Genomic DNA, 16,276 nt, shown 5'->3' on the forward strand with positions numbered 1-16,276 from the left:
TGCCTCGCCCTGCCCGGCCGCCTGCGGCGGATCTCTTCGAAAAGACGCGAGGATACGATGTCGCCGATACTCGAAATGCGTGAAATCACCAAGGAATTCCCGGGCGTCAAGGCGCTCGACCGGGTGACCCTTTCGGTTGCCGAAGGCGAGATCCATGCCGTCGTCGGCGAGAACGGGGCGGGCAAGTCCACGCTCATGAAGGTGCTGTCCGGCGTTTATCCGCACGGCAGCTACGAGGGCGAGATCGTCTTCGACGGCGCCCCGCGCACCTTCCGCTCCATCCGTGACAGCGAGGATCTCGGGATCATCATCATTCACCAGGAGCTGGCGCTGATCCCGCTTCTGTCGGTGGCGGAGAACATCTTTCTGGGAAACGAGCGCGCCCGCGGCGGCATCATCGACTGGCGCGAGACGCACGAGCGCGCCGGCGAGCTTCTGGCCCGCGTCGGCCTGAAGGAGAACCCGGAGACGATCGTCGAGCAGCTCGGCCTCGGCAAGCAGCAGCTCGTCGAGATCGCCAAGGCGCTGTCGAAGAACGTCCGCCTGCTGATCCTCGACGAGCCGACCTCGTCGCTGAACGAGAGCGACAGCGAGAAGCTTCTGGATCTGCTCGTGGACTTTCGCGAGAAAAGCATCACCTCGATCCTGATCTCGCACAAGCTGAACGAGGTCTCGAAGGTCGCCGACACGATCACCGTCCTGCGTGACGGGGCGGCGGTGGCGCGCATGGCGTGTGCCGACGGCGTCGACGAGGACGACATCATCCGCAACATGGTCGGCCGCTCGCTGCAGGATCGCTACCCGCCGCGCGGGCCGGGCGAACCGGGCGAGATCGCGATGGAGGTCCGCAACTGGACCGCCTGCCATCCCCTGCATCCCGGCCGGCGGGTCGTCGACGATGTCAGTTTCCATGTCCGCAAGGGCGAGGTGCTGGGCATCGCCGGGCTGATGGGGGCAGGGCGCACGGAACTCGCCATGAGCCTTTTCGGCCGCAGCTACGGCCGCGACATCTCCGGCGAGGTCGAGATCAACGGCCGGCCGGCCGACGTTTCCACGGTGCAGCGGGCCATCCGCTCCGGCATCGCCTACGCCACCGAGGACCGCAAGACCTACGGCGTCATCCTCGACGACACCATCCGCCGCAACGTGCCGCTCGCCAACCTCCCCGCGGTTGCCCGCAACGGCATCGTGGAGCGCCACCGCGAGGCGGAGGTGGGCGAACACTACCGCGACCGGCTGGCGATCAAGTCCTCGTCCGTCGAACAGGCCGTCGTCGATCTCTCGGGCGGCAACCAGCAGAAGGTCGTGCTCTCCAAGTGGCTCTTCGCCGATCCGGACATCCTGATCCTCGACGAGCCGACCCGGGGCATCGACGTCGGCGCGAAATTCGAGATCTACACCGTGATCCGCGACCTCGCCGCCCAGGGCAAGGCGATCATCGTGATCTCGTCGGAACTGCCTGAACTGCTTGGGATTTCAGACCGCATCTACGTGATGAGCGAAGGCCGATTCGTGGGCGAAATGCCGGCGGCCGAGGCAAGCCAGGAGAAGATCATGGCAAGGATCGTCAAGTCGGGAGCAGAGGCGGGGGCGGCCGCATGAGCGACACGACCACACCGATCGCCGTTGCCGACAGGCCCGAAACCTCCAGATCCGGGGGCGGCAAATCCGGCTGGCATTTTCTGAAAGGACACCTGCGCGAATACGGCATCCTGATCGCGCTGGTCGCCATCATGGCCTTCTTTCAGGTCGCGACCGACGGGATTCTGCTCAAGCCGGTGAACCTGACCAATCTCATCCTGCAGAATTCCTACATCGTCATCATGGCGGTGGGCATGCTGCTGGTGATCGTGTGCGGGCACATCGACCTGTCGGTCGGCTCGGTGCTGGGCTTCATCGGGGCGCTGGCGGCGGTTATGATCGTGCAATGGGGCATGCCGTGGCCCGTCGCGAGCCTTCTGTGCCTTGCCGCGGGTGCGCTGATCGGCATGGCCCAGGGCTTCTGGGTCGCCTATTTCCGCATTCCCTCCTTCATCGTCACGCTTGCCGGCATGCTGGTCTTCAAGGGGCTGACGCTGTGGCTGCTCGCCGGCCAGTCGGTGGGGCCCTTCCCGCCGCATTTCCGGCTCATCGCCTCCGGCTTCGTGCCCGACATCTTTTCAGGCGAACACCTGAACCTGTTCTCGCTCGTCGTCGGCATCGCGGTGGCCGGCCTGCTGCTGTGGCTCGCCATGCGCACCCGCGCCCAGCAAAAGGGCATCGGTGCGGAGGTCGAGCCCTTCGCCTTCTTCGCCGCCAGAAATCTCCTGATCTTCGCAGCCCTCGTTTACATGTCCTGGCTCATGGCGGGTTTTCGCGGGCTGCCCAACGTCTTCGTCGTCATGGCGCTCTTGATCGCGATCTACGCCTTCCTGACCAACCGCACGACCTTCGGCCGCCGCATCTACGCCATCGGCGGCAACGAGAAGGCGGCGTCGCTGTCGGGCATCAACTCCAAGCGGCTGACCTTCCTGACCTTCGCCAACATGGGCATGCTGGCGGCCCTTGCCGGTCTCGTCTTCGCCGCCCGCCTCAACACCGCGACGCCCAAGGCCGGCGTCGCCTTCGAGCTCGACGTGATCGCGGCCGTCTTCATCGGCGGGGCGTCCATGTCCGGCGGCGTCGGCACGGTCGTCGGCGCCGTGGTGGGAGCCTTCATCATGGGGGTCATGAACAACGGCATGTCGATCCTCGGCATCGGCATCGACTGGCAGCAGGTCATCAAGGGGCTCGTTCTGCTGGCCGCGGTGATCTTCGACGTCCTGAACAAGCAGAAGGGGTGAAGCCATGCTGCTGTCGCAATATTCCCGGGCGGGCGGAACCCCGCAGATCGTCGTGCGCGAGGGCACCGAAGCCTACGAGGTCAAGACCGACCTGTGCCTTTACGCGCTCGCGCTCGACTGCATCGAAACCGGCCAGCCGCTGCGCGAGCGCATCGCCGCGCTCGGCGTCCGGGACGCGGTGGACATCGAGGCGCTTTATGCCGCCGGCAGGCTTCTGCCGCCGGTGACCCATCCAGATCCCGCCCATCTCCACATCACCGGCACGGGGCTCACGCATCTGGGATCGGCCGCAACGCGTGCGGAAATGCACAAGGCGGCGCAAGAGCACGAGACCGACAGCATGCGGATGTTCCGGCTGGGTCTTGAGGGCGGAAAGCCTGCGAACGGTGCCGCCGGGGTGCAGCCGGAATGGTTCTACAAGGGCAACGGTTTTGCGCTCGCAAGCCCCGGCGCGCCGCTGGAGGCGCCGGAATTCGCCGAGGACGGCGGCGAGGAACCGGAAATCGCCGGGATCTATCTCATCGCGCCCGACGGAACGCCGGTGCGGCTCGGCTGGGCGCTGGCGAACGAGTTTTCCGACCATGTCATGGAACGGCGGAACTACCTCTATCTCGCCCATTCCAAACTGCGTCCGGCGGCAATCGGCCCGGAGCTGCTGATCGGCGAACTGCCGCAAAGTGTCGAGGGCTGGTCGCGGATCCGGCGCGGCAACGAGACGATCTTCGAACAGCCGTTTTTATCGGGCGAGGCCAACATGAACCACTCGCTGGCGAACCTCGAACACCACCATTTCAAGTACAAGCTGTTCCGTCAGCCGGGCGATGTGCATGTGCACATGTTCGGAACGGCGACGCTTTCCTTCGCCGCCGGCATCACGCCGCGCGACGGCGACGTCTTCGAGATCGAGGCGGAACCGTTCGGCCTGCCCTTGCGCAATCCCCTGTCCTTCGCGCCGCTCGCCCGCCCCGAGCCGCGCATCGAAATCCGCGCGCTGTGAGGGACCCGATGCCCTTTCAACCGGCCGCATGGCCCCGCAAGCTCAGATCGCAGGAATGGTACGGCGGCACGTCGCGCGACAACATCTATCATCGCGGCTGGCTGAAGAACCAGGGCTACCCGCACGACCTGTTCGATGGCCGGCCGGTGATCGGCGTGCTCAACACCTGGTCGGAGCTGACGCCGTGCAACGGCCATCTGCACGAGCTGGCGCAGAAGGTGAAGGCGGGCATCTGGGAGGCCGGCGGGTTTCCGCTGGAGGTGCCGGTCTTCTCGGCTTCCGAGAACACGTTCCGCCCGACCGCCATGATGTACCGCAACCTCGCCGCCATGGCGGTGGAGGAGACGATGCGCGCCCAGCCCATCGACGGCGCGGTGCTGCTGGTGGGCTGCGACAAGACCACGCCGTCGCTCTTGATGGGGGCGGCCTCCACCGATATCCCGTCCATCGTCGTCTCCGGCGGCCCGATGCTGAATGGCTGGTTCCGGGGCGAGCGGATCGGCTCGGGCACGGCGCTTTGGCAGATGTCGGAGGACATCAAGGCCGGCCGGATCAGCCGGGAGGATTTCCTGGAAGCCGAGCAGGCGATGAGCCGGTCGTCGGGCACCTGCAACACGATGGGCACGGCCTCCACCATGGCCTCCATGGCCGAGGCGCTGGGCATGGCGCTGTCCGGCAATGCCGCCATTCCCGCCGTGGATGCGCGCCGGCGCGTGATGGCGCAGATGACGGGGCGGCGCATCGTGCAGATGGTCAAGGACGACCTCAAGCCCTCCGACATCCTGACGCGGCAGGCGTTCGAGAACGCGATCCGCACCAACGGCGCGATCGGCGGCTCGACCAATGCGGTGATCCACCTTCTGGCGCTCGCCGGCAGGGCCGAGGTGCCGCTGACGCTCGACGACTGGGACCGGCTCGGCCGCGACGTGCCGACCATCGTCAACCTGATGCCGTCGGGCGCGTATCTGATGGAGGAATTCTTCTACGCCGGCGGCCTGCCCGTCGTCCTGAAGCGTCTGGGCGAGGCCGGGTTGCTCCACCGCGAGGCGCTGACGGTGTCGGGCAAATCCATCTGGGAGGAGGTCGGCGACGCGGTGAACTGGAACGAGGACGTGATCCGGCCGGCCGAGCGGGCGCTGACCTCGTCGGGCGGGATCGCCGTGCTGAAGGGAAATCTGGCGCCCGGCGGCGCGGTGATCAAGCCTTCGGCGGCCTCCGCGCACCTGATGAAGCATCGCGGCCGCGCCGTGGTCTTCGAGGATATCGACGCCTACAAGGCGCGGATCGACGACGAGGCGCTCGACATTGACGAGACCTGCGTGATGGTGCTCCAGAACTGCGGTCCGAAGGGCTATCCTGGCATGTCGGAAGTCGGCAACATGGGCCTGCCGCCCAAGGTGCTGAGGAAGGGCATCACCGACATGGTGCGCATATCGGACGCGCGCATGTCCGGTACCGCCTACGGCACGGTGATCCTGCATGTGTCGCCGGAAGCCGCCGCCGGCGGGCCACTCGCCATCGTGCGCACCGGCGACATGATCGAGATCGACGTGGAGGCCCGCTCCCTCCATCTCGATCTGCCGGCCGAGGAGATTGCCGCGCGCCTTGCCGGGTGGCGCGCGCCGGAAGGGCCGCCTGAGCGGGGCGGCTATACCCGCCTTTACCACGACAACGTCGAAGGTGCCGACACGGGTGCCGATTTCGTCTTTCTCAAGGGCCGCCGCGGCCGGGAGGTACCACGTGACAGCCACTAGCATCGCGCTTGTCGGCATCGGCAAGATCGCCCGCGACCAGCACATCCCCGCGCTGGCCGCCTCTCCCGCCTTCGAACTGGCGGCGACCGTCAGCGGGTCCGGCGGCGTCGATGGCGTGGAGAATTTCGACAGCGTCGAGGCGCTGGTCCGCGACCGGCCGGATATCCGCGCCATCAGCTTCTGCACCCCGCCGCAGGTCCGCTATCCGGGCGCACGCGCCGCACTCGATGCGGGCTGCCATGTGATGCTGGAAAAGCCGCCGGGCGCCAGCCTGTCGGAGGTTCACGCGCTTGAAGCGCTGGCGGCCGACAAGGGCCTGACGCTGTTCGCCACATGGCATTCCCGCCACGCGGCTTCGGTCGCGGCGGCGAAGGCGTGGCTTGCGGACAGGCAGGTGACGTCGGTCCGCATCGACTGGAAGGAGGACACCCGCGTCTGGCATCCGGGACAGCGCTGGATCTGGCAGGCCGGCGGGCTCGGCGTCTTCGATCCGGCGATCAACGCCTTTTCGATCCTGACGGAGATATTGCCGGTGCCGGTTCATGTGAGCGGTGCGGAGCTGCGGTTTCCGGGCAATTGCGAGACGCCGATCGCCGGCGAGGTCCGCATGGACGGCCCCTCCGGCCCGCTCGTCGTCGCCGATCTCGACTTTCTCCACGAGGGCGATCCGTTCTGGCGCCAGACCATCGAGACCGACGGCGGCACGCTGACGCTCGACCAGGGCGGCGCGATCATGGAGATCGACGGGGTGAGGCATGCCGGCGAAAACTGGGAGGAGCCCGGCATCCACGGCGAATATGACGGGCTTTATGAGAAGTTCGCCGATCTTCTGGAAGCCGGCGCCTCGGAGGTCGACCTTCGTCCGATGACGCTGGTCGCCGACGCCTTCACGCTCGGCCGCCGGCTTGAGGCGCCGGACTTCTTCGATCCGGCGCTTGCCGGGGACTGACGGTCTGGCGATCCGACCGATGGGAAAGGAGGAGAGGTTCGACGCAAGGAGGAATGGGCTAAATGAACGGATTCCGGAGCGGTGGAAAAACACCGGGCGCGAGCCCCGTGCACCCCTCTCCCCCCTTGTGGGGGAGATGTCACGCCTTCGCGTGACAGAGGGGGGTAACGCCGCTTGCTCCGTGTCTGCCGCCATACCCCCCTCTGTCGACCGTAGGTCGACATCTCCCCCGCAAGGGGGGAGAGGGGAACAAGTGGCTTGCGCTCGGCGTCCATCTGATCACGCCGAACTGGGGAAGAGACGAAGGCTTTGAATAAATGAATTGATCCGCCGAGACGGACGGGAGCTCTCCGTTTCGGTTCATTGAAGAGGGAGGAGACGACATGAGGAATTTTCTGACAGCGGTCGCGCTGGCGGCCTTCGGCGCATCGGCTGCACTCAGCCAGACCGCGCTCGCCCAGACCGTGGGCTTTTCGCAGATCGGATCGGAATCCGGCTGGCGCGCGGCGGAGACGACGCTGACCAAGCAGCAGGCCGAAGAGCGCGGCATCACCCTGAAATTCTCCGACGCCCAGCAGAAGCAGGAAAACCAGATCGCCGCCATCCGTTCCTTCATCGCCCAGGGCGTGGACGCGATCCTTCTGGCGCCCGTGGTGGCGACCGGCTGGGACAGCGTGCTGAAGGAAGCCAAGGACGCGGAAATCCCCGTCGTCCTGCTCGACCGGCAGGTGGACAGCGACAAGTCGCTCTATCTGACGGCCGTCGGCTCGGATCTGGTGCATGAGGGCGAAGTCGCCGGCCAATGGCTGGTCGATCACGTCGCCGGCAAGGAATGCCGCGTCGTCGAATTGCAGGGCACCACCGGTTCCTCGCCGGCGATCGACCGCAAGACCGGCTTCGAGAAGGCGATCGCCGGGCACGACAACGTCAAGATCGTGCGCTCGCAGACGGGCGACTTCACCCGCGCGCAGGGCAAGGAAGTGATGGAGTCCTTCCTGCAGGCCGAAGGCAGGGGCCAGAACATCTGCGCGCTCTACGCCCATAACGACGACATGGCCGTCGGCGCGATCCAGGCCATCAAGGAGGCCGGGCTGAAGCCGGGCGATGACATTCTCGTCGTCTCCATCGACGGCGTGCCGGACATCTTCAAGGCGATCGCCGCCGGCGAGGCGAATGCGACGGTGGAACTGACGCCGAACATGGCCGGCCCGGCCTTCGACGCGCTCAAAGCCTACATGGACGACGGCACGGTGCCGCCGAAGTTCATCCAGACGGATTCGAAGCTCTACACCAAGGCCGACGATCCGGAAGGCGAATACGAGCGCCGCAAGAACCTCGGCTACTGACACGGACGCGATCGGCGCGGCGGCCTTTCATCGCCGCGCCGGCGAGCCAGTTCCAGACGAAGCGGACCGTTCCGAGATGCTGCTCACCATTCGCTCGCTCACCAAGACCTTTCCCGGCACGACGGCGCTCGACGCGGTCGATTTCGACCTCGCGGCCGGCGAGATCCACGCGCTTCTGGGAGAGAACGGCGCCGGCAAGTCCACGCTCATCAAGTGCCTGACGGGCGCCTACAGCCGCGACGGCGGCGAAATCTCGCTCGAAGGGCGACCGATCTCGCCGCGTTCGACCTCCAAGGCGCAGGAACTGGGCATCGGCACGGTCTATCAGGAGGTCAATCTGCTGGCGAACCTGACGGTCGCACAGAACCTGACCTTCGGCCGGGAGCCGACGCGCTTCGGCATGGTCGATGCCCGGGCCCAGAAGCGCCAGGCCGAGGCGATGCTGGAGGGCTACGGGCTCGATATCGACGTATCGCGCAACCTCGCCGCCTATTCCGTGGCGGTGCGCCAGATCATCGCCATCGCCCGCGCGGTCGCGCTTTCGGGCAAGGTCCTGATCCTCGACGAGCCGACCGCCAGTCTCGACGCGCGCGAGGTCGAGACGCTGTTCGACGTGGTGCGCGGCCTGAGGGACCGGGGACTCGGCATCGTCTTCGTCTCCCACTTTCTCGATCAGGTCTTCGCGCTGACCGACCGGGTCACGGTGCTGCGCAACGGCCGCAGGGTGGCGAGCGAGCGCACCGCCGATCTTAACCGCGTCCGGCTGATCGAGCACATGCTGGGCCATGCGCTGGAAGACGAGGTCATCGCGCACGGCAAGACGCATGATGCGGCGGCGGCGCAAAGGCCGGAGCTTCTGCGGTTTGAGAATTTCGGCCGGCGCGGGCATGTCGAGCCCTTCGATCTTGCGGTCGGGCGCGGCGAGGTTCTGGGTCTTGCAGGCCTTCTGGGCTCGGGACGCACCGAAAGCGCGGAGCTTCTGTTCGGCGTGGTGGAGGCCCACAGCGGCGCGGCGCGCGACGAGAACGGGACCTTCGATCTTTCCTCCCCGCGCGCGGCGGTTGCCGCCGGCTTCGGCTACGCACCGGAAGAACGCAAAGAAGACGGCATCGTCGCCGATCTTTCGGTACGCGAGAACATCGCCCTTGCACTTCAGGCGCACCGGGGCTGGTTGCGCCGTCTGTCGGGGGCGGAACAGGCCCGGCTGGCGAACAACTATATCGCCCGCCTCGACATCCGCACCTTCGGGCCGGAGCAGCCGGTCGGCGAATTGTCCGGCGGCAACCAGCAGAAGGTCGTGCTGGCGCGCTGGCTCGCCATGAACCCGCGCTTTCTCATTCTCGACGAGCCGACGCGCGGCATCGACGTGGGCGCGCATGCGGAAATCCTGCGGCTGATCCAGAAGGTGACGGCCGAGGGCATGTCCATTCTCATCATCTCCTCCGAGCTCGACGAACTCATCGCCGTTTCGGACCGCGTCATCGTCGTGCGCGACCGGCGGCACGTGGCGGAGCTGACGGGACGGGAAATCACCTCCGATACCATCGTGCGCGCCATCGCCGCCCCGCAAGCGGGCCGGCAGAACAGCGGGGAGGAAGCCGCGTGACCGTCTTGCGCCGTATCGCGCCCCAGCTCGTGACGCTTGCCGCTCTCGTGGCCCTGGTGACGCTGTTCTTTCCCGATTTCCTGAGGATCGAGGTCGTGGACGGCCGGTTCGTCGGGCCCGTCATGGACATCGCGAAACGCGGCGCGCAGGTGGGGCTTTTGACTGTCGGCATGACGCTTGTGGTCGCCACCCGGGGCATCGACCTTTCCGTCGGCACGGTCATGGCGATTTCCGGCGCCGTCGCCGCCTGGGCGATCACGCACGACGTGTCGCTCGCCGGCACGCTGGCGCTGGCGCTCACGGCGGGTGCGGCCGCGGGCCTTTGGAACGGCTGCCTCGTCGCGCTCGTCGGCATCCAGCCGATCGTCGCCACGCTGATCCTGATGACCTCGGGGCGCGGCATCGCGCAGCTGATCACCGAGGGGCGCATTCTCACCTTCTCCAACGAGGGGCTGGCCTTTCTCGGCTCCGGCGATCTTCTCGGCATTCCCGTTCCCGCCCTGATCTGGTTCGCCGCGGCGCTCGCCATCGCGTTGCTGATGCGGCGCACGGCGCTCGGACTGCTGGTCGAGGCGGTCGGCGTGAACCGGTCGGCCTCCGCGCTCGCAGGCGTCAACGCCGCCGTGCTGCTGGTCGCGGTCTACGTCGCCTCGGGCCTGTGCGCGGGGCTGGCCGGCATCGTCTCGGCCGCCGACATCCGCGGGGCGGACGCCAACAATGCCGGGCTGTGGCTGGAGCTGGATGCAATCCTCGCCGTGGTGATCGGCGGCAATTCGCTGCTGGGCGGGCGGTTTTCCATCGCCGCCTCGCTCATCGGCGCGCTGATCATCCAGACCATCGACACCGGCATCCTGCTGGCGGGCTTTCCCTCCGAATACAACCTCGTCATCAAGGCCGCGCTGGTGCTCGTCATCCTCGTGCTGCAGAGCCCGAACCTCGCCCATCAATGGCGCACGGTCGGCCGCGCGGCCCGCCGCCGGCGCGAGGGCGTTCCCCTGTCCGCGAAGGCACAAGGCCAATGAACCCGCGCCTCTATCCGCTTGCCGCGACCATCGCCATCTTCGCGCTCGCATGGGCGATCTGCGTGATGCAGTTCCCCACCATGCTGTCAACCCGGGTGGTGGGCAACCTTTTGACCGACAACGCCTATCTCGGCATCGTCGCGGTCGGCATGACCATCGTCATCCTCTCCGGCGGCATCGATCTCTCCGTCGGATCGGTCATCGCGTTTTCAGGCGTCTTCATCGCGGTGATGCTGCGCGACACGAACCTTCATCCGCTCGTCGTCTTCGTGCTGCTGCTGGCTGTCACCACGGCCTTCGGCGCGGCCATGGGCGGCCTCATCCATGCGCTCGCCATGCCGCCCTTCATCGTGACGCTCGCCGGCATGTTCCTGATGCGCGGCCTGGCCTACATGCTGACGATCGATTCCGTTCCGATCAATCATCCCTTCTACGATCTTCTCGACGGCGCCTACTGGCTGATGCCCGGCAAGGGGCGGCTGACGCTGATCGGGGCAGCGATGCTGGTCGCGGTCGCGGTCGGCATGGTCGTGGCGCACCGCACGCGCTTTGGCGCCTCCGTCTTCGCGCTCGGCGGCGGCGAGGCGACGGCGCGGCTGATGGGCGTGCGCGTCGGGCGCACGACGGTTGCGATCTATGCCTTTTCGGGGCTCATGGCCGGGCTCTCGGGCATCGTCTTTTCCATCTACACCAAGTCCGGCTATCCGCTGGCGACCGTGGGCACCGAACTCACCGCCATCGCCGCCGTTGTCATCGGCGGCACGCTTCTGACCGGCGGGGCGGGCTTCGTCTTCGGCACGCTGATCGGCGTTCTGACGATGGGGCTGATCCAGACCTACATCGTCTTCGACGGCACGCTGTCGAGCTGGTGGACCAAGATCATCATCGGCCTTCTGCTGCTGGCCTTCATCCTGCTCCAGAAGAGCCTTCTGCGCCTGTCCGCCATCGGCGGGGGGCGGGCGACCAGATCCCGGAACGAGGCGGCCGCATGAGCGAGATTTTCGACAATCGCGCCTGCGAACTGGGCGAGGGCGCGTTCTGGCACCCGGAACGGAACCAGTTCTTCTGGTTCGACATTCTCGGCCGAAAGCTGCTGTCGCGCACCGATGCCGGCCCGTTGAGCTGGGACATGGGCGAGCACGCCTCCGCCGCCGGATGGATCGACCGCGACACGCTTCTCATCGCCAGCGAAAGCGGGCTCCACCGGTTCGACATCGCGACCGGCGAACGCACGCTTGTCGCCGCGCTGGAGGCCGAACGCCCGCAAAACCGCTCCAACGATGGCCGGGCCGACCCGATGGGCGGCTTCTGGATCGGCACGATGGGCAAGCGCGCCGAACGGGAGGCCGGCGCCATCTACCGCTTTCATGGCGGCAAGCTCCGCCTGCTCTACGACAGGATTTCCATCCCGAACGCCATCTGTTTCGCCCCCGGCGGGCGCCGCGCCTATTTCGCGGACACGTCGCGCCGAACGATCTGGACCGTGGCGCTCGATGCCGCGGGCTGGCCGTGCGAGCGGCGCCAGGTGTTCGTCGATCTCGAAGTGGAGGGATTGAACCCGGACGGCGCCGTCATCGATGCGGAAGGCGCGCTGTGGAACGCGCAGTGGGGCGCCGCCCGCGTCGCGCGCTATCTTGCCGATGCCCGTCTCGAGCGCACGATCCCCCTGCCCGCGCGCCAGCCCTCCTGCCCCTGTTTCGGCGGCGCGGCGCTCGATGCGCTCTATGTCACGACGGCACGGGAGGGGCTGACGGATCCGGCGCCGCAAGACGGCCTGACCTTCGTCCTCGCCCCCGGCGTGAGGGGGCTGGCGGAACCGCCAGTGCGGCTATGAAGGTGCGGCCATGAGAGAACGAGATGTCTTCGGCGTCCTTGCCGACGGGCGCGAGGTCGAGCGCGTGCGGCTTGCCGCCGGCAGGCTCGAGGCGTCGGTTCTGACATGGGGGGCGACCGTGCAGGATCTGCGGCTCGACGGCCGGTCCGTGGTGATCGGCGCCGACCGGCTGGAGCCCTATCTCGGCGATCTTCTCTATACGGGCGCGCTGGTCGGCCGTTTCGCCAACCGGATCGGCGGGGCGCGGTTTACGCTCGATGGCGAGACCTTTCACACGGATGCGAATTTTCGCGCCCGCCATACGCTCCACGGCGGCAGCGGCGGCACCGGCGAACAGCTGTGGCGGCTGGAGGGCGCGACGGAGACCCGCGCGCGCCTCGCGCTCGACCTGCCCGACGGGCACATGGGGTTTCCCGGCGCATTGGCGGTTGCCGTCATCGTCTCGCTGGAGCCGCCGGCGACGCTGCGCATCGCGATCGAGGCCCGCACGAGCCGGGCCACGCCCTGCAGCTTCGCCCATCACGGCTATTTCGTGCTCGATGACAGCGGCGACATCGAGCGCCACCGGCTGCGCGTGGCGGCAAGCCGGTATCTGCCCGTGGATAATGACCTGATCCCGACGGGAGAGATCGCCGATGTCGCGGGCACTGCCTTCGATTTCCGCGCGCCGCGCGCGATCGGCGGCGCCGGCTATGACCACAATTTCTGCCTCGATGACGGCGATGGCCGGCTGCGCGATGTCGCGCGGCTTGAAAGTCCCGAAAGCGGCGTCTCGCTGACCGTTTCGACCACCGAACCGGGCTTGCAGATTTATGACGGCGCCCATCTGTTAGGCGCGCGCGGATTTGGCGGGGCGCGGCTGAAGGCGCGTGCGGGACTGGCGATGGAAACCCAGGCCTGGCCCGACAGCCCGAACCGGGCAGATTTCCCGCTCTGCATCCTGCGTCCGGGGTCCGTCTACACGAGCGAGACGGCCTACCGGTTTTGACGGCACACCCGCGAGACCACGTTTCTGCTCTGGTTCACGACAACTGCCTTATGGGGTTCAACACCGCCCTCAGTTGCAGACGATATGTCCAGCCGTTCTCTTGTCTGTCTGAACTCTCCGAGGGAAGCAGCGCGGGTCAGCTTAGCTCGTCTTGCAACGATATTTTATCAACTTGTTTGCAACACAGTTCTGAGGGACGTGGCCTTGCACCGGAGACCGCTGTGGGATCGATCACCGGGCTGGCTGCTTGACCACGCGGATTTGAGAGCGGGCGGAGGACGACACCATGAACGCCGACACGGCAGACGGCCCCGCCGAGGCACCACGCGCCGAGAGTATAGGAGCGATCATTTCGAGAGAGTGGTTTCTCGCGATCTCAATGATCACCTGCGCCGTCTTCGTGGTTTATGGTGAGACGTTGTTTCGTGGCCTTTCCAATTATCCGATCCTTGCTCTCCTGTTTCTCTGGTTGTTCGCCGCGGTGATTGGCTCGTCGCTGGGAGTGGTGCGGCATGCCGAAGCCATTTCGGATCGGTTGGGGGAGCCCTACGGCACGTTGGTACTGACACTCTCGATCACGGCGATCGAGGTCATGAGCATCACCGCGGTGATGCTCCATGGCGACAACAATCCCACTCTGGTGCGCGATACGTTGTTTTCGGTGGTCCTGATCCTGATGGGCGGCATGACCGGTCTGTCGCTGCTGCTTGGCGCGATCCGTCATCGCGAGCAGACAATCAACCTGCAGGGCGCCAATGCCTATCTGGGCGTCATCGTCCCGTTGGCCGTCTTGAGCCTGGTCTTGCCGAATTTCACCAGCACCACGGACGGCCCGACACTGTCCCTGGTACAGAAGATCATGGTCGGCACGATAGCCGGCGGACTTTATGTGACCTTTCTGCTGATCCAGACCGGGCGGCATCGGGCCTATTTCACCCAGCCGGATCAGGCGGAAGAAGAGGAAGAACGGGCGCACGGGTCGCTGATGCTGCATGGCTTGTTGCTGCTGAGCTATATCCTCCCCGTCGTGTTCCTGGTCGAACAACTCGCTCGCCCGCTTGACTATGTTATCGAAACGCTGGGCGCACCTCAGATGGTGGGCGGCGTCATGGTTGCGATACTGGTGGCAACACCGGAGGGCATCGGCGGCATCAAGGCTGCCCTGCGCAATCAGCTGCAGACCTCGGTCAATGTGTTTCTGGGCTCGGTCCTGGCCACAATCGGGCTGACGGTGCCTATCATGCTGGGCTTGTCCCAGATGCTGGGGCTCGATCTGATCCTTGGCCTGCAGGCGAGCAATCTGGTGCTGCTGCTTCTGGTGCTGGCCGTGAGCGTCATCACCTTCGCCAGCGGCCGCACCAACCTGTTGCAGGGCGCGGTACACTTGCTGATGTTCGCCGCCTTCTTTATCCTTTTGTTTCAAGGGTAGGACGTGTCCGGCGAGGCTCCTTTGGGGGGACAGGCCTGTGGAGCGCGCGCCCGAAAACCGGTTAGTGTCGGTGGCCTGAACCATGGCCTTCCCTGGCGCTGAATGCCTGTAGTTCCGAATGCCCGTAGTTCCGAATGCCCGTAGTTCCGAATGAAAGTGCGAGCCTTGACCAATCCGAATTGCTATCCCGCCACTCACAAAACGGCTCAACCGCGGCGGAATAGGGCACCTCACACGTTACGGCTCGGATCGGTGGGCGGCTGGATCGCCGGGTTTCTTTTCAATCTGGCGCTGGTGAGCGTTGCGGCCGCGCAGGCAACGGATGCAGCCGCACCCCCTCCCGCGCAGCAGCAACCTGTCACGGTCGGGTATCATGTCAGCCCACCCTTCGTGATGGTCGACAGCGATGGCGCGCCGCGCGGTATGGCCATCGATCTGTGGAATGAAATTGCCCAGGGGCTCGGCTACACATCAACCTTCGTGGCCTACCCCACGATTGGTGGCATGCTCGCAGCGGTCGAGACCGGCGATATCGACGTTGCCGCCAGCAACCTTTCGATCACGGAAGAGCGCGCCGCAGTGGTGGACTTCACCCAGCCCTGGTTTGACGGTGGGCTGCGGGTGATGATCGACGAGAGCGGCACCACGACGCCGGGCGACATCTGGAGCGGCCTGCGCGACGCGGGGTATCTCAAGTCCTACGGCTTGATCATCCTGCTGATCGTCGTGGCGACGTTGGGACTGACCCTGTTCGACCGCCGTTTCGACCAGAATTTCCCCAAGCGCTGGCGGGATGGTGTCGCCGAGAGCTTCTATTCCATCATGCTGGTGGTGACCAAGGGCACCCTGCCCGGCCGCTCCCGCCTGTTCGGATGGGTGGGGCGCATTTTCTCGGCGTTCTGGCTGGTTATCGGCATTGCCACGTTCGCCTATGTCACCTCTTCCGTCACCAGCGTCATGACCAGCCTCGCGATTGAAGGCTCGATCCGCGGACCCGACGACCTTGGAGGTCACACGATCGGCGTTCTGAGCGGCAGCATTGGCGAGCGCGCCATGCGCGATGAATTCATCGACATCCGCCGCTTCGACAATATCGAAGCAGCAGTGCAGGGCTTGCGCGATAACGATGTCGATGCCGTTGTCGCCGACGGACCGGTGCTGGAGTACTACAAGCAGCAGCACCCGGATCTTGGGCTGGATGTCGTCGGTCGCATCTTCAGGCCCGACAAATACGGCTTCGCAATGCCTTACACGGATACATCGCGAATGGTTCCGGTCACCGTCAAACTGCTCGCCCTGAAGGAAGATGGCGTCCTCGACAAACTCGAGAGCACCTATTTCGGCGACGAGCGCTGAAACGGTTGACGCGCGGACCTTTCGCATTCGGCGTTTCTGTTGCGGCTTCAGCACGTTCAGGGAATGGTCACTTGCAAGCACGCCGGGCCTTGCCATCGCACGGCCCGGTATATTCGCTCCTGCAAGGAACCGCGACTGAGCTTGCCCCGCAAACGGCATTGTCGCGGTGGCCT

General features: G+C 66.0%; 13 protein-coding genes. All 13 read left to right on the forward strand.

Going from position 1 to position 16,276, the window contains the following annotated elements:
* Window positions 1-57 precede the first annotated feature (57 nt).
* Window positions 58-1,602: a multiple monosaccharide ABC transporter ATP-binding protein gene (mmsA, locus tag C8N35_RS21980; protein ID WP_107991891.1), complete on the forward strand. Its 1,545-nt coding sequence runs from the start codon at window positions 58-60 to the stop codon at window positions 1,600-1,602.
* Complete coding sequence (gene mmsB / locus C8N35_RS21985) at window positions 1,599-2,822, forward strand: multiple monosaccharide ABC transporter permease (protein ID WP_107991892.1); 1,224 nt, start codon at window positions 1,599-1,601, stop codon at window positions 2,820-2,822. Before mmsA ends, mmsB begins: the two co-directional genes overlap by 4 nt.
* Window positions 2,823-2,826: 4 nt before the next feature.
* Window positions 2,827-3,819, forward strand: a complete 993-nt coding sequence (gene araD1, locus C8N35_RS21990; RefSeq protein WP_107991893.1) for an AraD1 family protein — start codon at window positions 2,827-2,829, stop codon at window positions 3,817-3,819.
* Window positions 3,820-3,827: 8 nt separating this feature from the next.
* A complete protein-coding gene (gene araD, locus C8N35_RS21995) occupies window positions 3,828-5,573 on the forward strand; it encodes an L-arabinonate dehydratase (protein WP_107991894.1) in 1,746 nt (581 codons plus the stop codon).
* The gene (locus tag C8N35_RS22000; RefSeq protein ID WP_107991895.1) at window positions 5,560-6,522 is read left to right on the forward strand and encodes a Gfo/Idh/MocA family protein; all 963 of its coding nucleotides are present in this window, start codon (window positions 5,560-5,562) and stop codon (window positions 6,520-6,522) included. The genes araD and C8N35_RS22000 overlap by 14 nt, the downstream gene beginning before the upstream one ends.
* A gap of 383 nt (window positions 6,523-6,905) precedes the next feature.
* Window positions 6,906-7,868 carry a galactofuranose ABC transporter, galactofuranose-binding protein YtfQ gene (gene ytfQ, locus C8N35_RS22005; protein WP_107991896.1) on the forward strand — a complete coding sequence of 321 codons (963 nt, stop codon included), beginning with the start codon at window positions 6,906-6,908 and terminating at the stop codon, window positions 7,866-7,868.
* Window positions 7,869-7,944: 76 nt separating this feature from the next.
* On the forward strand, window positions 7,945-9,474 hold the full coding sequence (locus C8N35_RS22010; RefSeq protein WP_107991897.1) for a sugar ABC transporter ATP-binding protein: 1,530 nt from the start codon (window positions 7,945-7,947) through the stop codon (window positions 9,472-9,474).
* The gene (locus C8N35_RS22015; RefSeq protein WP_107991898.1) at window positions 9,471-10,496 is read left to right on the forward strand and encodes an ABC transporter permease; all 1,026 of its coding nucleotides are present in this window, start codon (window positions 9,471-9,473) and stop codon (window positions 10,494-10,496) included. The genes C8N35_RS22010 and C8N35_RS22015 overlap by 4 nt, the downstream gene beginning before the upstream one ends.
* Window positions 10,493-11,488, forward strand: coding sequence for a galactofuranose ABC transporter, permease protein YjfF (gene yjfF, locus C8N35_RS22020; protein ID WP_107991899.1), 996 nt, complete (start codon window positions 10,493-10,495; stop codon window positions 11,486-11,488). Before C8N35_RS22015 ends, yjfF begins: the two co-directional genes overlap by 4 nt.
* Window positions 11,485-12,330 (forward strand): SMP-30/gluconolactonase/LRE family protein, encoded by an 846-nt coding sequence (locus C8N35_RS22025; protein WP_107991900.1) that lies wholly within the window; start codon window positions 11,485-11,487, stop codon window positions 12,328-12,330. The genes yjfF and C8N35_RS22025 overlap by 4 nt, the downstream gene beginning before the upstream one ends.
* 10 nt (window positions 12,331-12,340) lie before the next feature.
* The gene (locus C8N35_RS22030) at window positions 12,341-13,318 is read left to right on the forward strand and encodes an aldose epimerase family protein (protein WP_107991901.1); all 978 of its coding nucleotides are present in this window, start codon (window positions 12,341-12,343) and stop codon (window positions 13,316-13,318) included.
* Window positions 13,319-13,604: 286 nt separating this feature from the next.
* Window positions 13,605-14,747, forward strand: coding sequence for a calcium:cation antiporter (locus C8N35_RS22035; protein WP_107991902.1), 1,143 nt, complete (start codon window positions 13,605-13,607; stop codon window positions 14,745-14,747).
* A 252-nt stretch (window positions 14,748-14,999) separates the two neighbouring features.
* Window positions 15,000-16,103 (forward strand): transporter substrate-binding domain-containing protein, encoded by a 1,104-nt coding sequence (locus C8N35_RS22040; RefSeq protein WP_210203643.1) that lies wholly within the window; start codon window positions 15,000-15,002, stop codon window positions 16,101-16,103.
* Window positions 16,104-16,276 lie beyond the last annotated feature (173 nt).

Origin of the sequence: Breoghania corrubedonensis, assembly GCF_003053845.1 — a bacterium.
Classification (GTDB): domain Bacteria; phylum Pseudomonadota; class Alphaproteobacteria; order Rhizobiales; family Stappiaceae; genus Breoghania; species Breoghania corrubedonensis.